This window comes from Clostridium sp. TJA032, from assembly GCF_058310275.1.
On sequence record NZ_JBZEFB010000001.1, the window covers coordinates 768,866 to 793,056 of the forward strand.

24 protein-coding genes are annotated in these 24,191 nt (G+C 26.1%); 5 read left to right on the plus strand and 19 right to left on the minus strand.

The genetic code is table 11. From position 1 onward, the window contains the following. Window positions 1-76 precede the first annotated feature (76 nt). The 3 genes from AC4FRL_RS03465 to AC4FRL_RS03475 form a co-directional block, all read right to left on the minus strand. Window positions 77-847: a formate/nitrite transporter family protein gene (locus AC4FRL_RS03465; protein WP_491138759.1), complete on the minus strand. Its 771-nt coding sequence runs from the start codon at window positions 845-847 to the stop codon at window positions 77-79. A 188-nt stretch (window positions 848-1,035) separates the two neighbouring features. Further along, entirely contained in the window at window positions 1,036-1,656 is a 621-nt protein-coding gene (locus AC4FRL_RS03470) for a DUF2238 domain-containing protein (protein WP_491138761.1), read from the minus strand. Window positions 1,657-1,666: 10 nt separating this feature from the next. After that, window positions 1,667-1,915: a GIY-YIG nuclease family protein gene (locus AC4FRL_RS03475; protein ID WP_491138762.1), complete on the minus strand. Its 249-nt coding sequence runs from the start codon at window positions 1,913-1,915 to the stop codon at window positions 1,667-1,669. Window positions 1,916-2,135: 220 nt separating this feature from the next. Here AC4FRL_RS03475 and AC4FRL_RS03480 point away from each other — a divergent pair, with 220 nt between their 5' ends. After that, window positions 2,136-4,196 carry a helix-turn-helix transcriptional regulator gene (locus AC4FRL_RS03480; RefSeq protein WP_491138764.1) on the plus strand — a complete coding sequence of 687 codons (2,061 nt, stop codon included), beginning with the start codon at window positions 2,136-2,138 and terminating at the stop codon, window positions 4,194-4,196. Between the two features lie 326 nt (window positions 4,197-4,522). Here AC4FRL_RS03480 and AC4FRL_RS03485 read toward each other — a convergent pair whose 3' ends face one another. The 8 genes from AC4FRL_RS03485 to AC4FRL_RS03520 form a co-directional block, all read right to left on the minus strand. After that, entirely contained in the window at window positions 4,523-5,788 is a 1,266-nt protein-coding gene (locus AC4FRL_RS03485; RefSeq protein ID WP_491138765.1) for a helix-turn-helix domain-containing protein, read from the minus strand. A gap of 16 nt (window positions 5,789-5,804) precedes the next feature. After that, a complete protein-coding gene (locus AC4FRL_RS03490; RefSeq protein ID WP_491138767.1) occupies window positions 5,805-7,106 on the minus strand; it encodes a helix-turn-helix domain-containing protein in 1,302 nt (433 codons plus the stop codon). A gap of 299 nt (window positions 7,107-7,405) precedes the next feature. Next, window positions 7,406-7,567: a hypothetical protein gene (locus tag AC4FRL_RS03495; RefSeq protein ID WP_491138769.1), complete on the minus strand. Its 162-nt coding sequence runs from the start codon at window positions 7,565-7,567 to the stop codon at window positions 7,406-7,408. Window positions 7,568-7,647: 80 nt separating this feature from the next. Then, entirely contained in the window at window positions 7,648-8,277 is a 630-nt protein-coding gene (locus AC4FRL_RS03500) for a ribonuclease H1 domain-containing protein (RefSeq protein ID WP_491138770.1), read from the minus strand. A 13-nt stretch (window positions 8,278-8,290) separates the two neighbouring features. Further along, window positions 8,291-9,259 carry a YkvA family protein gene (locus AC4FRL_RS03505; protein WP_491138771.1) on the minus strand — a complete coding sequence of 323 codons (969 nt, stop codon included), beginning with the start codon at window positions 9,257-9,259 and terminating at the stop codon, window positions 8,291-8,293. A gap of 160 nt (window positions 9,260-9,419) precedes the next feature. Continuing rightward, window positions 9,420-10,445 (minus strand): rhomboid family intramembrane serine protease, encoded by a 1,026-nt coding sequence (locus tag AC4FRL_RS03510; RefSeq protein ID WP_491138773.1) that lies wholly within the window; start codon window positions 10,443-10,445, stop codon window positions 9,420-9,422. Between the two features lie 16 nt (window positions 10,446-10,461). Then, window positions 10,462-12,261, minus strand: a complete 1,800-nt coding sequence (gene pepF / locus AC4FRL_RS03515; RefSeq protein ID WP_491138774.1) for an oligoendopeptidase F — start codon at window positions 12,259-12,261, stop codon at window positions 10,462-10,464. A 20-nt stretch (window positions 12,262-12,281) separates the two neighbouring features. Then, complete coding sequence (locus AC4FRL_RS03520) at window positions 12,282-12,680, minus strand: DUF6762 family protein (protein ID WP_491138776.1); 399 nt, start codon at window positions 12,678-12,680, stop codon at window positions 12,282-12,284. 158 nt (window positions 12,681-12,838) lie between these two features. Between AC4FRL_RS03520 and AC4FRL_RS03525 the strand changes: the two genes are divergently transcribed. From AC4FRL_RS03525 to AC4FRL_RS03535, 3 genes are all read left to right on the plus strand, one after another. Continuing rightward, the gene (locus tag AC4FRL_RS03525; protein WP_491138778.1) at window positions 12,839-13,174 is read left to right on the plus strand and encodes a hypothetical protein; all 336 of its coding nucleotides are present in this window, start codon (window positions 12,839-12,841) and stop codon (window positions 13,172-13,174) included. Between the two features lie 72 nt (window positions 13,175-13,246). Beyond that, the gene (locus AC4FRL_RS03530) at window positions 13,247-13,915 is read left to right on the plus strand and encodes a metal ABC transporter ATP-binding protein (RefSeq protein ID WP_491138779.1); all 669 of its coding nucleotides are present in this window, start codon (window positions 13,247-13,249) and stop codon (window positions 13,913-13,915) included. Window positions 13,916-13,929: 14 nt separating this feature from the next. After that, the gene (locus AC4FRL_RS03535) at window positions 13,930-14,739 is read left to right on the plus strand and encodes a metal ABC transporter permease (RefSeq protein ID WP_491138781.1); all 810 of its coding nucleotides are present in this window, start codon (window positions 13,930-13,932) and stop codon (window positions 14,737-14,739) included. A gap of 67 nt (window positions 14,740-14,806) precedes the next feature. Here AC4FRL_RS03535 and AC4FRL_RS03540 read toward each other — a convergent pair whose 3' ends face one another. The 7 genes from AC4FRL_RS03540 to AC4FRL_RS03570 all read right to left on the minus strand — a co-directional run bounded on the left by AC4FRL_RS03540 (window position 14,807) and on the right by AC4FRL_RS03570 (window position 22,137). Continuing rightward, window positions 14,807-16,195, minus strand: a complete 1,389-nt coding sequence (locus tag AC4FRL_RS03540; RefSeq protein ID WP_491138782.1) for an MATE family efflux transporter — start codon at window positions 16,193-16,195, stop codon at window positions 14,807-14,809. A 78-nt stretch (window positions 16,196-16,273) separates the two neighbouring features. Further along, a complete protein-coding gene (locus AC4FRL_RS03545; protein WP_491138784.1) occupies window positions 16,274-18,694 on the minus strand; it encodes an FN3 associated domain-containing protein in 2,421 nt (806 codons plus the stop codon). Between the two features lie 176 nt (window positions 18,695-18,870). Then, complete coding sequence (locus tag AC4FRL_RS03550; RefSeq protein ID WP_491138785.1) at window positions 18,871-19,281, minus strand: Fur family transcriptional regulator; 411 nt, start codon at window positions 19,279-19,281, stop codon at window positions 18,871-18,873. Between the two features lie 151 nt (window positions 19,282-19,432). Further along, window positions 19,433-20,260 carry a PTS system mannose/fructose/sorbose family transporter subunit IID gene (locus tag AC4FRL_RS03555; protein ID WP_491139518.1) on the minus strand — a complete coding sequence of 276 codons (828 nt, stop codon included), beginning with the start codon at window positions 20,258-20,260 and terminating at the stop codon, window positions 19,433-19,435. Then, the gene (locus AC4FRL_RS03560; RefSeq protein ID WP_491138786.1) at window positions 20,260-21,066 is read right to left on the minus strand and encodes a PTS mannose/fructose/sorbose/N-acetylgalactosamine transporter subunit IIC; all 807 of its coding nucleotides are present in this window, start codon (window positions 21,064-21,066) and stop codon (window positions 20,260-20,262) included. The genes AC4FRL_RS03555 and AC4FRL_RS03560 overlap by 1 nt, the downstream gene beginning before the upstream one ends. Window positions 21,067-21,110: 44 nt before the next feature. After that, the gene (locus AC4FRL_RS03565; protein ID WP_491138788.1) at window positions 21,111-21,608 is read right to left on the minus strand and encodes a PTS sugar transporter subunit IIB; all 498 of its coding nucleotides are present in this window, start codon (window positions 21,606-21,608) and stop codon (window positions 21,111-21,113) included. Between the two features lie 109 nt (window positions 21,609-21,717). Continuing rightward, window positions 21,718-22,137, minus strand: a complete 420-nt coding sequence (locus tag AC4FRL_RS03570; RefSeq protein ID WP_491138789.1) for a PTS sugar transporter subunit IIA — start codon at window positions 22,135-22,137, stop codon at window positions 21,718-21,720. 400 nt (window positions 22,138-22,537) lie between these two features. On the opposite strand from AC4FRL_RS03570, the gene AC4FRL_RS03575 reads away from it, so the two are divergent. Further along, on the plus strand, window positions 22,538-23,740 hold the full coding sequence (locus AC4FRL_RS03575) for a 6-phosphofructokinase (protein ID WP_491138790.1): 1,203 nt from the start codon (window positions 22,538-22,540) through the stop codon (window positions 23,738-23,740). 62 nt (window positions 23,741-23,802) lie between these two features. Here the strand turns inward: AC4FRL_RS03575 and AC4FRL_RS03580 are convergent, their stop codons facing one another. Then, the gene (locus AC4FRL_RS03580; protein ID WP_491138791.1) at window positions 23,803-24,168 is read right to left on the minus strand and encodes a C-GCAxxG-C-C family (seleno)protein; all 366 of its coding nucleotides are present in this window, start codon (window positions 24,166-24,168) and stop codon (window positions 23,803-23,805) included. Window positions 24,169-24,191: the final 23 nt, after the last annotated feature.

A 24,191-nucleotide genomic window follows, 5' to 3' on the forward strand; every position in this document is an offset into this window, starting at 1 on the left:
AGCACCCCTAAAACTTAGGGTGCTTTTATTTTTTAAATTAATTTTTTATTATAACTTTTTAAATATATAATTAATCTTATATTTTATCCTTTTTATCTACATAATAATAAAGTATAGCTAAAAGACATCCACCAAGTATATTACCAAGGGTTACAAAAAACAAATTATAAAAAATTCCAGATAAACTTATTACTGTACCTTTTGTTAATAAAAGCCCCATAGTTAACAAACTCATATTAGCAATACTATGCTCAAAGCCTGATGTTACAAAGGCAAAAAGACACCAAAATATCATAATAAGCTTAGCACTTTCAGTCTTTAATCTAAAAGTACACCATACAGCTAAACAAACTAATATATTACAAAAAACTCCTCTTATAAATAATTGTTCTGGCGGTAAAGTTATTTTAGTTTCAGCAGTTTTTATAACAAAATCACTTATACTCCCATTAACTAATCCTGCTAATAAAAATCCTAAAGCTGCTATAATAGAGCCTAAAAAATTTCCTATATAGGAACCACCCCATATTTTTATACAATCTTTTAATTTTATTTCTTTCTTTAAAACTCCTAAAGTCATAATAAAATTATTTCCAGTAAAAAGCTCAGAACCTGCAAAAACCACTAAACTTAATGCAACTCCAAAAGATGCTCCCATTATTATTTTAGTACTTGGTGAATTATAACTATTTAATATTCCACCTATAGTAAAAGCCAAAATTATCCCAAAACTTACATAAAGTCCTGCCAACATAGAATATACTAAATACCCACCTTTATTTCTATGTAACAAAGAAATTTTTCCTTTACCAGCGTTAACAACATTATTAAATTCTTCCCTAAACATTTTAAAGCCTCCTAACTTATAAGTCTCCCACTTAGATTCTAAAGTAAAAAGCTTTTAATCACTAGAAAAAAATTAATAAAAATCTATTTTTTACCATTTATACACCTTTGCTTAACAATTTATAAATATTTTTAAAAAAGTATGGTAGAAACCTTAAAAGCTAAAGTTTCTACCATACTTATATAAAATTATTTTCTTTTATTATTTGTTCTCATAAAATCAGTTAAATCTTGAAATAATCTGTTTTTCTTTCCTTTTAAGAATCTATTTAAGAAAGGTGCTAAAATTATAGGGAAAATACTTCCTGTTATTATATCCTTCATTGTATCAAATAAGCTAAGTTGTGCTGTTAGGCCAAAAGTTTGGTCTGTAAAAAACTCCCAAGTTTCCCATATAGCTGTGCAAGCAATTCCAAATATCATAGCAAAAACTGAAATAAGAATAGGCTTTACATTATCTGTTTTATAATCATTAAGATATAAAAATAACATATAACCAAGTATAAAGGTTAATATTCCTGATAAAGTATGTAAAAATGTATCCCAGTTTGGAATTGCATAAAAATTATTTACCTTAGCTAAAAACATAGAAATAAATATAAATCCTACTATTATAAAGTTTAAAAAAGGAGATAATTTTATTTTTGCAACTTTGCATATAAGTCTAGGTAAAATTAATGTTATAAAAGTTAAAACTACAGAAGATAGTAAATTAAAATTTTTATTTATTATTCCATAGACTAAATAAGCCAAAAGTAAAATATAAAAAATAATTTCAAAATAGACATCATAGGTTAATTTTCTTTTCATAATTTTCCTCCTAAATATTCATACTACTTATTAACTCTAACTTTTGCTTTCTTGTAAGTTTTTTTATGTAGTATTCTCTGCTTTGTGCTTCTCTCTTCTCTTTAAAGCTTTCAAAATAAACAAGCTCTAAGGGGCCTCTTCCTCTAGTATATTTAGCTCCACATCCCTTTCTATGATTATTTATTCTTTTTTCTAAGTTATTAGTCCAACCAGTATATAAAGACCCATCTCCACACTTTAAAATATAAACATAATTCAAATCTATCACCTCTTTTAATATTAAATCATACTCTTATTTTTATCAACTTATAAGCATAACATTATTTAGCAAATTTTATTTTTAAAATCTATTGATATATAATATTAACAAAAGGAAAATTATTTAATAACTAATCCTTAAGTATATAAAATTAAAATTTATTACAAATTAATCTTAAGGCTTAAATAAATATTATTAATATTAAGAAGGAGTTTTTTAAGTGAGAAAAGAATATGTTAATTTCCCTTCTAGTGTCCCTGTAACTATTTCATATGCAAATATAAAAAACTATCCTCTTCATTGGCATGATGCTATAGAAATTTTATATGTTCTTAAAGGTAGTATAAAGATTGATATAGATACTGATAGCTATGAAATAGGAGAAGATGAAATTGAAATAGTTAATACAGAACAAACTCACAGAATTTATTCTGATGAAGAAAACAGAGTTTTAATATTTAAAATAGACCCTCATTTTTTTGAAAAATACTATAGCGATATAGAAAATATGTTTTTTTATACAAATACTTCAGATGTAGGAGCACAAAGTGATGAGTCTTATGATAAACTTAGAGTATTTTTATCTATTATTTTATGTGAAGAGGCTCAAAAAGTAGATGATTATGATAAATATATAGAAAAGTCCTTAGTTGAGCTTTTATTTCATCTTTTAAATAATTTTCACTATCTTTTATATGATAATGAGGAAATTCATGAAAATAATATGCTGCTTGAAAGATATCATAGAATATCTAAATATATATTTAATAACTATAATAAAAATATAACTTTAAAAGATATTGCTAATAAAGAATTTTTAAGTACTCATTATCTTTCACATGAAATAAAGTATGCAACAGGTTTAAGCTTTACAGACCTTTTAAACCTAACTAGAGTAGAAGAATCTGTAAAACTACTTTTAGATACTGATAAATCCTTATCTGAAATATCCTATGAAATTGGATTTTCTCATACTAGATATTTTAATAAACATTTTAAAGCATATTATAATTGCACCCCTCTACAGTTTAGAAAAAAAAATAAAATAAGTGAGGAAGAATATAATAAAGAAAAATTAATAACTTACTTTCCACTAAAGGAAAGTCTATGCGAACTTTCTTATTATTTAGATGATTATCCTCGTTTTAATTACGAAGATAAAATACACAAATTAACCTTTAATATGAATACTGAAGGAGAAGAATTTAATAAATATTTCAAAGAAGTACTAAATGTAGGAGATGCCTTTGACCTTTTACTTGAAGACAATCAAGACATTGTATATGACCTTCAAGACCATATAGGGTATAAATACATTAGACTTTTACATGTATTTTCCTCTGATATGGGAATTTTCCCTGGTTCTAAATTTTTTAACTGGACTAGAACCTTTGATATATTTGAATATATATCTTCTTTAAACTTAATTCCTTTAATAGTTTTAGATGATTTTGGTTATTCAAAAGAAAACTTTTTAGAGATAATAAAATCCTTTATAGATTTCTTTAGGGAAGTGGAAAGCTTTGACCTTAAGGATTTAAAATTTCAATTTACAAATTCAATAGATAAAGCTTTAAAAGATTCCTTAGTAGAATTATTTAATAAGGAAAATATAAGCTTATTAGAAGATTACTATACCTTAAATAATAAAATAGATTTAATTTATGATACAGCTTATATGCTTCCTTATATAATTCATAATACAATAAACTCTGGAAAAAAATTAGACTTTATAAAAGCTTTTGATGCCTTAGATAGACAAATAGATATTACAAATGAAGTTTTCTTTGGTTATCCTGCTATGGTAAATGATAAAGGAATTAAAAAACCTTCCTATTATGCTTATTATTTTCTAAGTAAGCTTGGAGATACTCTTCTTTATAAAGGAAATGGATATATACTTACTAAATCAGAAGATGAGTATCAACTTCTAGTTTATACTTATAATGAAGATATTAATTCTATAATAGATTTTAAAGATTTTACTAAACTTAGAGGAGTTAAGGACTTGGTAGATAAAAAGCTTTCCTTAAACTTAATCGATTTAGATAGTGACGTTAGAATAACTAAATACACCTTAGGAGAAAACTTTGGTTCTTCCTTTAACTATTGGATTTCTATGGGAAAACCTAAAAGATTAAGAAAAGCTGAAAAAGATATACTCTTTAAAGCTTCTTATCCTAAAATAGAATTTAAGTATTCAAAGAAAAATACTATTTTAAATATACAAACAACCCTTCAGGGTTATTGTGCAGAACTATTTATACTTAAAAAGCTTTAAGATTGTATAATAAACATGAAAAAACAGTACTTTTTTGCCTTTTTATAAAATTTACCTTTTAAAAATTCCTTACATTTGTACATTTTTTTAAACATGAATAGAAATTATTTTTTATCTAAATTAATTATATAATAAACTCATAAAAGAAAAGAGAAGATATGAAAGAAGGTATTTTTTATGGCAAGGCTAAAAAAATTTTTTAGACCTATAAATATAAACTGTTTTAATTGCAAATTAAGTTTTTTACAACAAACTATGGATTTATTTTATAGAGATTAACTATATAAAAAAGAGTTAGAATTTTAAATTCTAACTCTTTTATTATTTTAATATAAGTTATCTACTTCTTTTATAGCAAAGCTTAAATATTTTAAAGCTTCATTAGTATCATCTAAATAATGATAAAGGTCTGCCATCTCTAAATATCTTGCTCTCTTTTCTTCATAAGTACCAAACTTAAGTAAAAGGTCTGTAGCTAAATTCATATACATTTCCCATTGCATATCACTTCTTTCATTTTTACTAAGTTCAGCCTTAAAATAATAACTTCTTTCTATAAAAAACATATTATTTTTATTTATTGCAAGTTCTAAGGATAAATCACAGTATTCCTTAACACTTTCTATACAACCATTTTTATTATATACATTTATTATAAATAATAGAAGTTCTATATAACCTATTTTATCCTCTTTATTAACGTTAAATATGGAATGTTCTGTTAGCTTTTGTGCTTCTTCATACTTTCCACATTTTAAGAAGGCATCAATAATTAAACTATTTATTCTTTTCCAATTATAACAATTACAATCTACCTTTTCTTTGTACTTATTATAGTTATTACTAAACTCCTCATAATCCCCTTCTAAAAGTTCTAAAATAGCTAAAATTCCTTGTGCTTCTCCTAAGCACTTTTCATTAACATTAATTCCTTTTATAGAAAAAATATCTTCAATTATTTCTTTACTTTTATTTATGTTTCCAACTCTATAATTGCAAATTGCTAAAGCTGTTGCATTTTTTATATAAATTTCAGTATTTTTTTCTATTCCTTCTTTTAGTAAAAAATCTAAAAGCATATTATAGTAAGTTATAGCATCTGAAAAATTTTTTCTTACTGTAAAATATAAAGCTAAATCTTCATAATATCTTCTTTTACTGTCTTTGTTACTTTCATAAATATTTGAATATTCACTTAATAAATCCTTAGCCTTTTTAAAATCTCTAAGATTTGTGTAACTTATAAAAAGAATATGCATAAGCTTTGAAGATATATCTTCATAACCTTTACTTAAAGAATACTCTAAATATTCCCTAATTTCTTCTGCTTCTTCATCATCTAATATATTTTTTTTCATGTATTTACTAATAGAATTATTTAATTGTGTTAAATCATCGCATAAAAGATATTCAAGGTCTAAACTTAACCTATCTGCAACTAATTCTAATACCCATTTATCAGCTTTTACTTTTCCATTTTCTATACAACTCATTCTAGATATAGATATGTCGTCTTCGCAAAGCTGCTTTAAGGTTAAACCTTTATATATTCTAGCTCTTTTTATTTTCTCCCCTGTAGATAAAAAATCCATTACTCTCACCTATACCTTAACTTTTAATTACACCTAAATTTTTAAGATTATTTATACCCTTGTCTAAATATTTGGCAGCTTCATAATCTCTCTTTAATTCTAAGTAAAACTTTCCAAGTCTAATAGAGATATCTGCTTCTTTCTTTTTCATATTATTTCTTTTTGCAATTTCAAGTGTATCTAATAAAATATTTTCTGCTTCTTTTATATTATTTTGCAGAACTTCAATTCTAAAGGTTAAAATTTTATATTCTATTAATCTGTTAACATCACTAATATTTAATTTATTTTTTATTTCATTTAAAATTTCTATACACTTAGTAATATTTTTTGTTTTAATATGATTTTCACATAAATTAAATAAAGTATCTAAAAGTTTAGAATCTGTATTTTCTTCTCTTATCTTCATAGCTCTATTATAATGCTCAAAAGATTCCTCTATATTATCAAATTCAAAGAATAATTTTCCTAGAGAATCTTCTATAGCACTTATTTTATCTAATTGTTCTAGTTCTCTATATACGTTAAGACTTTGCTTAGAATATGCTATAGCACTTTCTAAATCTCCTACTTTAGCATGTTCCTCTGCTAATAATTCTAAACTTTTAGCATAAGCTTTTTTGTTGTAAACTTTTTCAAATTCGCTTTTCGCTAAAAATGCAAAATTTATTGCCTTTTGTAAATTTTCAATAAAGAAGTATGTTTTTGATATTAAATAATAAATTTCACCTAAAAGTAAATCCTCTGTAAGCTTATTATTTATATATATCTTCTCTGCTTCTTTTAAGTATGAATTTGCCGAATAATATGCCTTAGAGTGAATGCTTATTTTTGCTATATTAACGTAAGTTTTAACCATATCTATATGACTATTGATTTGTAAAAATAACATATTTGCAGACAGAAAATACTGTTGGGCTAAAAGATGTTCTTCATTTTTCAAATGCATCTCTGCCTTTAAAGCTAAATTTTTAGCTTTTCTATATATAAGGTCATACTTATCTGCATAATATATAGCATATTCAATAAATTTCTCACCCTTTTTTATATCATCATTTAAAATAGCACTTTCAGCTATCTGTTCATAGTATAAACATATTTTCTCAGCCTGTGTTTTCTCAGTTTCCATTAAATATTCAACAGAAGTATTTAATGTAAGTGCAATGTACTCTAAAAGGTCCATAGAAGGATTTGATCTTCCAGATTCAACTAAACTAATTTGTCCTGGAGTTATTCTATCTCCTGCTAATTCCTTAAGAGTCATATTTAATTCTTTTCTTCTTCTTTTTATTTTTTCTCCCAATGATAATATTTCCATAGCTTAAATCATCCTCTTACTGTTATTATTTTAACATCCATAACCACTTAAATTATATCATAAATTTAGGTTTGAATGTCAATTATTCAGTATTTTTGTAAAAAAATCTATATCTTTGTGCATTTTTTAAAATCTTTTAATAATATACTTTAATTTTAAGAAGTTATATTTCTGTTTTTTTAATATACACACTTATTATTTAAAAATATTATATATTATAATCAAAAAATTCTCCACTATGAAAAAAAATTTCTATATATATACAAAAAAGCAGCTTAAAGCTGCTTTTTTAATAAATCTTATTCCATCCAGCCCATACTTTCGCCGGCGGCATCAATCATTCTTCTTGAAGCCCTTTTTAAAGCTCTTTGTGTTTTTCTGTCTAGATTTGGTGTAACCATCATTCCAACAGCTGCTCCTATGGCTCCTATTGCTAAAGTAGTCATTATTTTTTTTCCCATAATAATCACCTCTTTAATAATAATTGATTTATAACTATTTTGTGTAGTTAAAAAATTTTTATAAGAGGTAAGTAATAGCATTAAATACTTTCTAAGGCTTTTTTAGCAAGAATATCAGCTCTATCATTAAACTTATTTCCGCTATGCCCCTTTATTTTTTTGAACTTTACATTGATTTTATTTAACTTATCTTTCATAAACTCATGATAATTCTTTGTTATGTCATTATTCCTCTTCCAAGTTCCTAAAGCCCAACTTTCTATTCCTTGATAATCATAACAAAGAATTATATTTTCATATCCTTTCTCTATAGCATAACTAACTGCTCTCATAGCACCTTCAACTTCTCCTGAAACATTTCTTAAAGCTATAGCTTCTTTATTATATCCAACTCCCTTATCTTCATATAAAATCTCATTGTTTTTTACAACTAAAAAACCATAAGAATAGTTACCTTTTTGCACCATAAAGCTACCATCTACATAAATATAGATTAAATCATCTATATTTTCCTCATACCCTTTAGTTTCTTTAATACTTACACCACTTTCATGAAGCTTAATAAATTCTTCAGCCTCTTCTTTTAAAGCAAAACTTTTATATTTAGCTCCCTTAACTCCTATAACTTCACTTTGACACTCTTTCCAAGTTTCAAAAATTTTTGCCACTCCTGACTTTCCCTTTGCTACTGCATAATACTTTTTAGCCATATTATTCTCCTTTTTAATTTGTAATTAAGTCTATAACTTCATATATATTTTCTAAATTGTTAGCTCCTGTAAAGCCTCCGAAAAACTCTACAGTTTTTCTTAAAACAATAACAAACTCATTTTTTCCTTGCCAATTTTCCAATATAATATTTATATCTACATCTTTTATTATTCTATTTAAAGCGAAAAAAATAACAGTAAAATCATCTAGAGTTCCTAAAAAAGGAATCTTATCAGGTAAAATATCTATAGGACAAGCTACATAACCTAAAGAGGCTGAAACTATAGCTTTAGTTTTAAGAGGTACTCTTTTATCTTTTAAAAGTCTAAAAATCAAAGCAACTATATCTGGTATAAACATTATGTAATCTTTATAATCCTTTACCTTATTTGGAATATGCTCAACTACAAATTCCCTACTACTTGTATAACTATCCTTAACCTTTTCTACATTTATACTCATTATATAATCTTCTGTCTTTTCTTCCTCAATGTCTTCTTTAACTTCTATTTCTAAAACAGGTTCTTTAAGTTTTGAAATTTCTAGATCAATTTTATCTAAAGATATATGTAAAAGTCCTTCTTTAATCTCTAAAGTATTAAAGTTTAAATTTAAAAAAGGTATTTTTTCTAAAATTTTCTTATAACTTACAAGTATTTTATCTTGCTTTACTAAAATTCCTTGTTCTTTAAAACCCTTCAAAGCTATTTTTAACCCTATTTTTCTAAAGGGTTTTAATATACCAACACTCATAAGCTTAGCCTTTGAAAATTCTAAAACTAAGTTGTTATCTTCTATACCTAAAATATCTATTCTTGCCTTAAATCCTAAGGAAAGAACCTTTTTAAAAACACCTTCAACTTCTATCCCTTCTTTTATTTTCAAACTATTTATAGTAAGTCCTTTTATTTTAACAAAGTCATTAATAAAACTTTTTATATCCTCTTCATTTAACTTTATATCAACCTTTGAAATTTGCAAAACATTTCTCTCCTATCCTTAATTATTATCCACCTTTTAGTATATAGTATTTACTATAAATTTTGAAGATAATTCTATAAGTGTATTTTTAAAATTAAATCTTTTAAAATTATTCTAAAAAAAGACTTTTCTTATGTAATAATAAGAAAAGTCTTTTATATTATTTCTTTATTATCTTATAGTTATTGAAAAAAATAGCTAAAATAGCTCCTGCTATAAAACCTCCAAAGTGTGCAGAAATATCTATATTAGGTAGAGAAAGACCTATAAATATATTAAGAAGAATAATAACTATTATATTAGTTATTAAACTCTTTCCAATTTTATCCTTTTCACTATAAGCAAAAACTAAACTAGCCCCTAAAAGTCCAAATATAGCCCCTGATGCTCCAACTCCCATAAGTGGTGAGAAATAAAGACTAAATAAACTAGCAACTATACCAGAAACAAAATATATAACTAAATATTTCTTTGCTCCATAAATTTTTTCTATAAAATCTCCTAATATATATAAAGCATACATATTAAATACAAGATGTACAATTCCATCATGTAAAAACATTGAGGTTATAAGCCTATAATATTCTCCATTAAATATTATGGCATTATTATGCTTTGCTCCCATCCAATATAAAATCTGTGGATTCATCTCTATAAGATTTCTAAAAAATCCTGCTCCAAGAGCAGTTGCTATTATAAGACAAATTAAAAAGGCTAAAATATTTAAACTTATTAATATAGCTGTAACCTTTCCACATTTTAATCTTTTATACCAAGGAAGCTTTACTTCCTCTTTCTTCTTTAATAAAAAATCAAGTATTTTAACTAAAGGCTCAGAGCTTCTATCACTTTTTATAATTTCTTTTTTTTCAGCATCAACAATTACTCTATGGCAATTTTCTTCTATAGCAAAGTCTTCTTCCTCCTTTTCATTTTTAACATAGTTTTTGTATATAACTATATTATGAAGAGAATAAGGCTTATCTAAAGTTTCTAAATACTCTTTTGCTATTTCTAAATTTTCTTCTTCTTCATAAGACTTAGATATTATAACTGCATATTTACCATCATCTTTAACAGTTTTTAAGGCTATCCATAACTCCTTACCTTTTCCCTTTAAATCTTCAACATAAAAGCCATAATTATTTATAAGTAAGTTAAAATAATCTTGCTCAAATTTACTCATTGCCTCTCCTCATTTTCTAAATAATTTCTTCTAACATATCTAAAAGCTCATTAAATCTATTAAATGTATCTTGAAGAGGTTTTTCTGTAGTCATGTCTACTCCTGCTACTTTTAAGGTATCTATAGGATACATTGAACCTCCAGCCTTTAAGAATTCTTTATATCTTTTAACAGCCTCCTCTCCCTTTGTAAGAATTTCTTTTGCAAAGGAAGAAGCCGCTGCATATCCTGTAGCATATTGATATACATAAAAATCAGAATAAAAATGAGGTATTCTAGCCCATTCTATAGCTATTTCTTCGTCTACATTCATTGACTTACCGAAATATTTTATATTTAAGTTTTTCCACATGTTGCATAAAACTTCTGATGTTATTGACTCCCCACTTTCAACAATTTCATGAGTTTTTAGTTCAAATTCTGCAAACATAAGTTGTCTAAAGACAGTTGTTCTTATTTGTTCTAACTCTTGATTTATTAAATATAACTTTTTATTTTTATCTTTTTCCTTTTCTATTAAATAGTGTATAAATAAAATTTCATTTGTTGTTGAAGCAACCTCTGCACAAAAAAGACTATAATCTCCATATATATAAGGTTGTGTCTTTCTAGTATAATAAGAATGTATAGAATGACCCATTTCATGAGCTAAAGTTGAGGCATCATTTAGTTCATAATTATAATTTAATAGAACATAAGGCATAGTGTCATAAGAACCCCATGAATAAGCACCACTTCTTTTTCCCTTATTCTCATAAACATCTACCCAGCCTTCATTTATTCCTTCATTAAATATATTTAAATATTCTTCTCCTAAAGGCCTTAAACCTTCTCTAACTAAATTTATAGCATCATTATACTCTAAAACTTCCTTATTATTATCTATAACAGGAACATATAAATCATACATATGAATTTCCTCTAAATTAAGAAGCTTTTTCTTAATTTCCACATATCTATGAAGTGAATCTAAATTATTTTCTACTGCTTTTAAAGCATTATAATATACATCACTTTGAATATTATTAGGCTCTAAGGAAGCCTCTAAAGAGTTTTTATATTTTCTTATTTTACTATTAAAAACAAAATTTTTAATAGAACTTGATAAACTTGTTGCTAAGGTATTTTCGTATTTTTTATAAGTTGAAAATAAAAGATTAAAGGCCTCTTTTCTTACTCTTCTATTTTTACTTTTTATAAAAGAACTATAATTTCCTTCACTTAAAGTAACTAACTTTTCATCTTCATCTAAAATTTCTCCAAAGGTCATATCTGAATTTGTAAGCATTGAGTATATACTCTCAGGGGCTCCTAGACAATCTGAAACTGAGGCTAAAATCCCTTCTGCCTCCTTTGATAATACATGTGGTTTTTCCTTTAATATCATTTCAAAATAAATTTTATACTTTTTTAAATCCTTATCTTCTTTTATAAATTCTTCTATTACTCCATCTTTTAAACTTAAAATTTCAGGAACAAAATATGCAGTATAACTTAAAAATTCTGCTGAATAAAAATCTATTTTATTTACTAAATCTTGCATTTTAGCATTAGTTGTATCTTCATGACTTCTCATATGAGCATAAACATATAACTTTTCAAATTTTCTACTTAATTTTTCATTTAATAAAAGAAAGGCTTTTAATTCATCTTTATTATCTAATTTTCCTTCAAAATCCTTTAAAGCTTTAGCTTCTTTTTTTAATTTATCTAAATCTTCATTCCACTTATTTTCATCTTTATATATTTTATCAATTCGCCACTTATAACAATCTAATATTTCATCTCTTGTTTTTAACTCTTTAACCTCACTCATCTTAATTCTCCCTTCAAATATTATTTGTAATCTTCTTCCTTACCTTCTATATCTAAAAAAACCTTTTTCATTTGATTATTTATAATTGAGCAAAGTTCATTTAAGACTGCTCTCATTTCTTCATGTTCTTCTTCAAAATTAAATTTAACTCTCCAAGTTGGATTATATTCTTCATCAACCTCTTCTATACTATAACCTAAAGAAGTAAATTTTTCACTTTCAAATAAATCATATATAGCTGAAAACTCCCATTCTAACACATCTTTATCTGTATCAAAAAAAAGACTTACCTCACCATCTACACAATATAACTTCTTAACAAAATTACTTCCTTCTAAAATATAATAACTACCAAGTTCCCCTTTTATAATTCCATTTTCTTTATCCTTTTCCATTATGACTAATGAAGAAAAATCCATATTATATCATCCTTTCCTCTATATCTATATATACTAATTATAAATTTTATATTTATATTTGCAAGTATATATTATATATATAAATAAGCTTTATAACTTTTATTGATATGTAAAATTATGGTAAAATATTACTATAAATATTTAAAGGAGGTTTTTTAATGAATAAATTTTTTATAAGAAGATTTATTTTTTTAATTTCTCTTATCTTTCTTATTATTTTTCCTTCCTTATTTATAGCTAATAAGTTTTATGTTAATCAAAAATGTAAAGATTTATACTTTGCTACAGAATATTTATCAACAAAGGGAGATATAGAAAATAGTTTCTTAACAATAAAAAATTTTGACTTAAAATTTTTAGACAAAGATATTGCTATTTTAAATATACAGGGTCTTACTTATGAAAAGCCCCATAAATCTACCAATGCCTTAGCATACTTTAAAAAGAATAAAAATAATATATGGTCCTTAGAAAAAATAGAAAGGTTAACTTAAAATGCAAATTATTTGCACTTACTTTAAAATCCATGTATAATTTATTTAGAATTAAATTAGGAGTGATAAAACTTGATAAAAATAAACAATCTTTCCTTCTCCTATAATGGTAAAAAGCCTTATCAATTAGACCATATAAACTTAAATTTACCAGAGAAGGAATTTATATCTATAGTAGGGGAAAATGGAAGTTCTAAAACTACTCTTTTAAAACTTTTATTAGGATATTTAAAACCTATTGAAGGAAATATAGAAATAAACTTAAAAAGTGTTGGCTATGTTCCTCAAAAGGTTGATAATTTCAATTCTCAATTTTCAATTACAGTTTATGAAGTCTTAAAAATACATTTAAAAACCTTAAAGATAAAGGATAAAAGCGAAATAGATAAAGCTCTTTTAGCTGTTAATATGTTAGAATTTAAGGATAAGTTAATAGGTTCTCTCTCAGGAGGACAACAGCAAAGAGTTTTTATTGCTAGAGCTTTAATAGGCCATCCTAAAATTTTAATTTTAGATGAACCCTCCACAGGAATAGATGAAAAGACTCAAAAAGATATATATGAACTTATATATAAATTAAATAAAGAAAAAGCTATGACAATTATATGTGTTGAACACAATATACAAAAATCTCTAAGATATTCTTCATATATTTTAGAGCTTAAATCTTCTAAGGCTAAATTATATAAAGCCTCAGATTACTTAAAAAAAATCAATAAAACAAATACGGAATTTATATAGAAAGGTCTTTTAAAATGTCTATTATACAAAATATTTTTCAATTTGAATTTATGAGAAATGCTTTTATGGCAGGGTTTATAATATCTCTTTTATGTCCTTGTATAGGACTTTTCTTAGTGCTAAAAAGATATTCAATGATAGGAGATACCTTATCACATTCTTCCTTTGCTGGAGTTGCTATAGGATTAGTTTTTGGTATAAATCCTCTTTTAAGTGCATTTATATTTACAACTATATGTGCTTTGCTTATTGAACTTTTAAGAAATTATTACAAAAAATATGCAGAACTATCAATGTCTATTATACTTACCTTTAGCTTAGGTTTAGCACTTATATTAATTAGTAGTGGTAAATCTAGTACAACAGTTAATTCCTTTTTATTTGGAAGTATATTAACAGTTTCAAAAAGTGATTTAATAATAATAGGATTAGTTTCTATTCTTTGCTTTATAGGTATATTTTTATTATATAACAAATTAATATACACAACCTTTGATGAAGAAGGTGCTAAAATTGCTGGAATTAATACAAAACTTATAAATTATATTTTTACTATTATAGTAGGAGCTACTATATCAGTTTCTATTAGGGTTATGGGAATACTTGTTATTTCTTCTATAATTGTAATTCCTGCAGCAACTGCAATGCAATTTAAGAAGGGATTTACTAAATCCTTAATCATATCTATGATAGTTGGTGTTATAGATGTTTTAAGTGGTTTACTTTTATCTTCTTTATTTGACTTAGCCCCTGGTGGAACTATAGCTTTAACCTCAGTAGTAGTTCTTATTTTATCCTTAATATTAAATAGAAAAAAATCATAATAAAAAGTACAAATAAATTTAATGAAATACCTTTAAAATTTTCATTAATTTATTTGTACTTTTAATATTATAAGCTTATAGTCTTATCTTTTCCTTCTTCATTATACTTAAATAATTTATCTTTTTTATATAAATATCTATATATTCCATATATAACAATACCTTTTAAAGCTCCTGTTATACTTATAGCCCACCAAATTCCTTCTAAACCTAAAAATTCTGGTTTACACATTATATAAGCCATTGGAATTCTAGCACCAGTTAATAAAACACTAACTATAGAAGGTATATAAGTTCTTCCTAGACCATTAAAAGCACCTGTTGTAGTTATTTCTATACAAACTAGTATTTGACAATATCCAAGAATTTTTAAATAAACAATTCCTTCTTCAATAGCCTTAGCTTCTGGTATAAATACACTAAATACTTCTTCTCCAAAGAAAATTAAAATAAAAGAAGCAAAAATCCCTACACAAATAGCTATTATCATTGTTATATTAAAACCTTCAGATATTCTTTTAAATTTCTTAGCTCCATAATTTTGCCCAACAAATGTTCCTAAAGCTGTGGCTATTCCTCCTGAAGTCATCCATGCAATTGCTTCTATTTGAGAACCTACCTTTTGAACCGCTATAGGAATAGGACCAAAAACTGCAACTATTTTTCCTATAAACATTGAGAAAACAGTAAATAATCCACTTTGAAAGGCAGCAGGTAAACCAATATGAAATAAAATCTTTACATAATTTATATTTATTTTAGTAAATATATTAACCTTTAAATACTTAGCTTTACTTTTCATCATTATATATAAAAATGTAATAGCAACTATAACTTGAGCTAAAACTGTGGCTAAAGCAGCACCTAAAACTCCAAGCTTAGGAAATAATCCTACTCCAAATATTAATAAAGGGTCAAATACTATATTAAAAATCAATCCTATAGTATTTGCTATAAAAGGAGTTTTACTATCTCCAGAACCTGTGAAAACTGCTGTAAAAACTGGATTTAGAAAACTAAATATCATTCCTATTGAAATAGTTATTAAGTATATTCTAGCCATTTTTATAACTTCAAGATTTCCTAAATCAAAAAATCCTATTAATTGATTATTAAATAAAAGCAAAATTAGTGAGTATAAAAGAGCTAAGATAATATTTATTTGAAAAGCACTTTTTATATATTCCTTTGTTCCTTCAATATCTTGTCTTCCTAAACTTTGTGCAACCTTTATTTCAGCCCCAACCTTTGAAATCATAACAAAAGCCATACCAAGCCACGGAAAAAATCCAGCAGTTCCAACAGCAGCTACTGCATTACTTCCTACTCTACCAACCCAAATCATATCTGCCATATTATAAGCCATCTGTATAAAGGAGGTTGCCATAATAGGTATGGAAAGTTTTATAAGATTACTTGTTATTTTCCCCTTAGTTAAATCAATTCTTTTGTCCATTTTGCCCCCTTATTTTTTTAAAATTATCATTAAAAATTATAATCTATATAATTATTAAGCTAAATATTTAAAATTATTTTATATAACAGTTACTTGATCTGCAAAAATAAATGTTGGTCCCTCTCCTGGCATTATACTCCATGAAGGACAAAGTTCCTCATTTTTAGCATAAATCTTTATATATCTTATTTTTAAATTCCTCTTTGCACATATATCTTTTTTCCCAACCTCTTCTCTTTTTTCATTTAAGTCTTTTTCTATTCTTTCTAAAAGAGAAAAGTTCACTCCATCTAAAGAAGAATAAAACTCAACAAACTTAGGATAATATATCCATGCTCTTGTATCTTGTAAAAAACCAATCATTATTTCTTTTATTAATTTTTCTTCTCCTAGGTCAACTATAACACTTACATCCTCTGTATATCCTAACCAATTTCCATCTGTATAATGTAAGGTTCCTTTTTTTCCATCTATTAAATCATAAACTCCGTTTCTGTTATACATATAATGTTCTGTAGGATTAGTTAAACCTCTTATATCTTTTATAGGCAAGGTTACATATATTCTGCTTTCTATGGTATCACTTTCCTTATACCCTTCTCTAAAAACCTTAGCTTTTAAAAAAGTTTTATCCTCTACAACTAAAGGAGTTTGATATAAAGGAGAATCTATCTTTGGCTCACTTCCATCTAAAGTGTATCTAATTTCCCCAAAATCATCTTTTTTCTCTAAAATAATTTCCTTAGAAAAAGGTTTACTAAGTAAAAGTGTATCTATATTAGCTTTTGGCCTAAAAGCCCTTAGCTTAATTTTATTCTCTCTCTTAACACCTTTATATTTAGGAATATAGAGGTCTACCTTTTCTTTATTTTTAAAATAATAAGAAGTAAAAAAGCTTTCTTTTAAAACCTTTTCACAAAGTGTATTTAAATTTAATATTATTTTATTATTCTCTGGAATTATTAATACCTTTCCATATTCATAAATAAAAATTCCTTCCTTTAAAGAAACATTAAATTCAAAACCTTTATGTTCACAGAATAACATCTTTTTACTTAACTTCTTTAAAACTGGTAAAATATTTATACATAATAAATATTTATCTTCATTTTTTAAATTAAAAACAATATTTATAGAATCTTCTTTAAGAAGAATATTTATTTCCTCTTTATCATTTAATTTTAAAATTCCCTTACAAATCTCATCACTTATCTTTTTAAAATCAAAATCCTTAGCCTCTACCTTCTCATAATCTCCTAATTTTTTATATCTTAAAAAGCTTATATTAGGTCTTTCACTTATATATTTTTTCCAATAATGAGGAGTCATCAAAGGAAGAGTATCAAAAATACTTTCATTCTCCTTTAAAAAATCATTAAAATATCTTGACATATAATTTTCATTAAATAAATGTATATCCCTAATACTTAATATATTATTTTCATATAAAAAACTACATCTATAAAATCTACTATTATACCAAAGAGTTTTCATATTGTAAGTATTCCAATCTTTTTTAGCTAAAGCTGTTGTTACTGGAGTTAATCTATATTTTTTCTTAAACCAAGTTGCACTTTCTTCTAAGGTTTCAATTCTTATTTTCCCTTCTTTTTCTAATTTAGATATATGTTCTATTTGAACTTCATACCCTTTATACATTGTATTCCATAAAAAAGTATTTTCCTGTCCAACTTGAGCGTAAGAAAACCCTAAATTATCCTTATTATTTAAACAATCAAAAAACCATTCAACCCATCTTTTGTCTTGTCCAATTATCCAAGCTGGCTCTAAGGTGTGAACCCCTTTTAATTCCTCTCTTAAACCTTCTTCAAAATTATAAATTGGATCTGGCCCTAAAAGTCTAAACAAAGGTAAATCTAGTTGATTTTCAAAACTTTGAGCTGGCATATATTCATTTAAAAGACTTGGGTAATAAGCTTGACTAAAATATCCTCCCCAAAGAGTAAAACCATCTGTTCCAATTTGGTCTCTACAAATAGCTCCTCCAATAACTCCATATTTTTCTTTAAAATATTTTAAACTTCTTATGTCTATAACCCAAGAACCTACAGTCTTTGGATAATAACCAAATATATTTTTAAAATCTTTCATATATGCATCTATTAATTTAAATCTCTCCTCTGGCGTATACCCTAAGGAGTACCCAATATTTACATAATCATTTATTGGAGTTTTTCCCTTCCAAAGAACTCCTGCCTTTTTTGCTAATTCTTCTGTTATTTCAAACCAAGCAGCAATTTCATCATATTCCTCTAAAGAACTTTTTATAAGCTTTATAAACCTTTCATCCATTAATGCATCATGTTTTAAGGCATAAGTTGCAGGAAATCCATACTGTTTTATAAGTTCAATTTCTTTAACTACAGTATTAAAATCATCCTCTACAAATTCACCACTTGGATAAACTGTTTTTCTTATAAAATTATATATATTAACTATAGTAATATTATCCTTTTTTACCTCTTTAAACTTTATCATATAACCCCTCCTCTTTTTACCATAATTTTAAGTAATCTAATTATTATAAACAATGGAAAAATTTTAGTTTTATAAAATATTTTCTTTAAATTTTCTTTTTTGTGAATTTATACAAGAAAGTGAAAAAGCTTTAAGAAAATGAATTATTTCACTCTCTTAAAGCTTTAAATTCTAATTTATTTATTATTTTCATTTATGCACTCTTTACATATTCCCTTTAAAGTAAGATTATGTTCCTTAACCTTAAATCCAGTTTGATTTCTCAAAAGCTCTTCTATTTGTTGCATAGGACAAGGAACTTCTATTTCTTTATGACATAAATCACATTCTAAAATATGCTTATGCATATTATTACTTTTTAATTTATAATAACTTTTACCATCTCCTAATTCAAACTTATCAACAAGACCTTTTTCTAAAAAAATCTCTAAAGTTCTATAAACAGTAGATAAATTTATCTCCTTACATTTATTATATATGTAATCTGCTGTAAGGCTTCTATCACTTTCTTTTAATAAATCATATATTAATAATCTAGCCTTGGTAACTTTAACACCCTTATCCTTAAATATTTCTTTTACTTCCATAACAATCTCCTAAACAAATACTTAAATCATTAATATAAATTATATCACATAAAAAAATTTGTATAAAATATATTTAATTTTTACTTTTATCCTTTAAAAAGTAAAAAAATGAAGGATATATTAAAATATATACCTTCATTTTTTAATTAAACTAACATATTCCCACTAATCCTAATATTATTCCTAAAAACATAACACCAAACATAACCATGTTTATATTTACTTTTTTACGTAAAAGATAAAAAGCAAGTAAAGTTACACATAATGGAACTATTCCAATAAATAATTGATTTAAATATTCTTGAATCATTATAGGTTTATCACTACCTTCTACTGCAACTTGAAGTATAGTTTTAAACTTAACATTTGATGCAGTCATAGAACCCATCATAATAAGTCCTAATATGCTTGAAGCCTTAGTTAATATTTTCATTCCTCCACTTTCATAAAGCTTTTGAATAAAGTTTGCTCCTACTGAATATCCACTATAAAGAGCATAATAATGTATTAAAAATGCTGGTATATTATATAATAATAAGAAAACAATCGCACCTAGTGGAGAACCTGTACTAGCTAATGAGATACCAATTCCAGCAGCTACAACTCTTAATATTCCCCAAAAAAATGAATCACCTATTCCTGAAAGAGGTCCCATTAAGGAAGCCTTAACCGCAGTTATAGAACCTGAATCAAAATTTTCATCTTCACTATTTTGCTTCTCCATAGCTGAAACAAGACCCATTATAAAATTATTTAAATGCATTGTTGCATTAAACCAAGTGGTATGACGAACTAAAGCCTCTGCTCTATCTTCTTTACTTTTATAAAATCTATTTATTACAGGTAAAAGAGTATATATAACCCCTACAGCATGATACTGAGTTGCTCCAGTACGGCTAGCATTCATAGTCCAAGAACGCCAAAATACTGAACGTAACATTTTTTTATCTTCAATTGATAAGTTTTCATTCATTTTCATCATGCAAAAAATTCCTCCTCTTCATCCTCTTTAGTTATAGGTCCTGAATTTTTAGGCCCTGCAAGAACAAGTTTTGAAATTTGTAAATCCCTTTGAGATGTTATAACACATATAACAACTCCTAAAACTGCTACAGCAATAGCAGGTAATTTTAAATATGCTGTAAGAATAAAACCTAATAAATAAAATACAGCTAACTTATTATCCCAAAGTAACTTCATTAACATTGCAAAACCAACAGCTGGTAAAAGTCCTCCTGCTGCACTTAAGCCATTCATTAATCTAGCTGGTATATTTTCTACTAAAGCGTTTACAGGACCACTACCAAGTAAAACTCCTAAGAAAGATATTGCAGAAATTATAAGATAATATAAAGCCCATGTTCCATAATGAAGTGCTACTATTTTCTTTTGATCATTTTCTCTTGCAGCATTATCTAAAGCAGGTGCAAAAACATTCATTAAAACGTTCTTTAAAAACATAACAACAAAAGCTGCTAACATACCTATTGGTATAGCTAAAGTAATTGCTGCCTTTGTTTCAACATTAGAAATAATAGCAAATGTTGTTGCTAGAGTTGTTGCTGTAACTGGCTCTGCAGCTATAACACCACCGATGTTAACATTTCCTAAAAATACTGCCTCTAAAGCAGCTCCCATTAATATACCTGTTTTCATATCTCCCATTAATAAACCAGTTACAAGTCCTACAACTAAAGGACGTTCCATCATACTCTGTCCTGTTAAATAGTTTCCTGCAAAACAGATAAATACACTTAGTGCCGCCATTAAAGCATGCATCAACATATTTTTTACCCCCTAAAATTATTTCCTTTTAAATTTTCCTTAAATTAAAATTGAGATAAAGCCTTCTTTAAATCAAGTTGCGGATTTGAAGGTAATACTTGATTATAAGATTTAACACTATCTATTTCTGCTAACTCCTTAGCGGCTTTTAATTCCTCAGGATTTAACTGAACACTTGAAAACACCATTACCTTATCCTTTGGATTTGATTTATCAAAACGTCCTGCATTAGCAACGTTTACACTTTCTATATCACTAACTTCTTTAGCAATTTTTGTAGCATCTGAAACACTATTTACTATTACAAACATTCTTTTATCTTTTCCACGTGGGTCGTTAAAAACTTTTATTGCATCTTCAACAGAACGTATTAAAAGTTTCATTCCATTTGGAACTGCCATTTTTAAAGTCATTTGCATAACCTCATTTTTTGCTGCTTCATCATTTGCAACTACTAAAAGTGGTGCATTTAATTCCTTTGTCCATACTACTGCTACTTGTCCATGTATTAAACGGTCGTCTACGCGTACTTGTGTTATCATATCTTTTGTCCTCCTAAAATCATCCTTTTTAAACGATTACTTTTTTCTAAAAAAATAATTTAATCGTTTTCTTAAATTGCATTAAAATATTGTTTTTTATTTTTTACTTTTAAAAGAAGTCATCCTCATCATCTTTAGATAACTTTGTAGAAACAAGAGTTACTTTAGCTTCATCTATAGCATTTTTTATAGATTCTTCTGTAAGCTCCTCTTCCATTGAAAATAAAATTGATAAAATTATTGCTAAATTAGCATTAGAAATTATAAAAATATTTTCTTTTTTTGAAGATAAAACTTCAGTTACTGCTTTTTGATTAACACTTCCTCCAAATAAGTCAGTAAAAATTATACCTTGTTCATTCTCCCCAATGTCATTTATAAAATTTACTATTTTCGGAGTGTAATCTTCCTTTGTGATATATGCATTTATTATTTCTACATCATCACCCTTATCTGCAAGTATATTTAAGGAACTTTGAATTCCCTCTGCCATTTTTCCATGACTTGCTATTAAGATTTTTTTGTTCATAAAAACTTCACCTCTCCCTTACAATTATAAACATTATGTAAATATAAATCAACCAATTTTTGAATATTTTTCAAAGAATTTTTGAATATATTTTATTTTTATTTAGCATATATTTTATTATTTTTATCAAAAGTTACTCATATTTTTATTAAAATTTCTCAATAATATACTCAAATTACTTCCCTTTAAAATCTCTAAAAAATAACTTTTTCTCCTCTATTTTATAGTAAATACGAATACTAAAATAAAATTTACCATTTAATTTTTCCTAAATTCTAATTTGACAATAAATAATAAATTGGTGTATATTATGAAATAGAGTATCTTATTAAGCTAAATAGTATAGCACATTTACTTGTTTATTAAGAAATGTGCGTAATATAAAGGAGAGATTTTTCAAATGAATTGTATTATAGCTCAATCTGGCGGACCAACCTCAGTAATAAATGCTAGTGTTTATGGTCTAGTTAAAGCAAACAAAAACCTTAAATTATATGATAATGTTTATGGAGGCTTAAATGGAATTGAAGGAATATTAAATAGAAAAATAATAAATCTTTCAGATCTTGATGATGTTCAGTTAGAAAGATTTAAAAATTCACCGGCCTCTGGCTTAGGCTCTTGTCGATATAAATTAAAACCTCTATATGAAAGTGAGGAAGAATATTTAAATCTTTTAGAAATTTTAAATTCTCTTAATATAAAAGCTTTCTTTTATGTAGGTGGAAATGATTCTATGGATACAACAGCTAAGTTAAACGCTTTTGCAAAGGCTAAAAACATAGATATAAAATTCTTTGGAATTCCTAAAACTATAGATAATGATTTAATGCATACAGACCATACCCCTGGCTTTGGAAGTGCTGCAAAATTCATATCTACTGCTGTTTTAGAAACATACTTAGACTCTAAGGTTTATACTAACAATGGAATATTCATAATTGAAACTATGGGAAGAGACACAGGATGGTTAGCTGCCTCTGGTGCTTTAGCCTCTATAAATGGAGAAAAATGTGCAGACTTAGTTTACCTACCAGAGAGAGCATTTTCAGTACAAAGCTTTTTAACAGATGTTTCTAGAATATATAAAGAGAAAAAACATGTTTATATAGTAGCTTCAGAAGGATTAAAAGATGAAAATGGAAAGTTTCTTACTGAAACTGCGCCAAAGAATGATTCCTTTGGACATGCTCAATTAGGTGGAGTTGGCTCCTATCTAAAAAATTTAATAATACAAGCTAGTATAACTAATAGAGTTAAATCTTTAGAACTTAATACTCTACAAAGATGTTCAATGCACTCCTCTTCTAAAATTGATGTAAATGAGGCAGTAATGGTTGGACAAGCTGCTTTAGAGGCCTCTATAAATTCAGAGGGTGGATATATGGTTGCTATAAAAAGAGAATCTTCCTCTCCTTATAAAAGTTCTACCTTTTTAATTGAAGCAGATAAAATAGCTAATAACATAAAATACTTCCCAGAAGAATGGATAAATGAAGAAGGTAATCACATAAAAGAAGAAGCTTTATCTTATCTTAAACCTTTAATTAGCGACTTTGAAGATAAAGATTCACTTCCAATTTATCATAGCTTCGTTTTATAAATATTAATTACCCTAAAATTTTACCCACATAAAAAAGATGCATAAAATTTATGCATCTTTTTTTATTCCTCTCTAAGAACTTCTTTTAAAGCATTATAAGAAAAATCTATTATTTCACTACAACTAACCTTGTTTTTCTTTAAATCTAAACAAATTTCTGATCCAAACTCATCTCTAACTTTATTTAAAAGCTTTTTAGCATAAAGTCTAGCTTCATTTTTTTCTTCATTACTTTCTCTTCCCTTTATAAGGCCAATAGCCATAACTGCTCCATTTACAGCACCACATAAACTTCCAACTGCAAGTCCTGTCCCCATTCCACTTCCTAAAGAAATTGGAATGTTATCCCCAAACTCTTCATTATATGTTTTTAAAATAGCCTCAGTACAATTATATCCTTCTTTATGATATTCTGATGGATTTCTCATAATAAATCTCCTCTCTTTAAAAT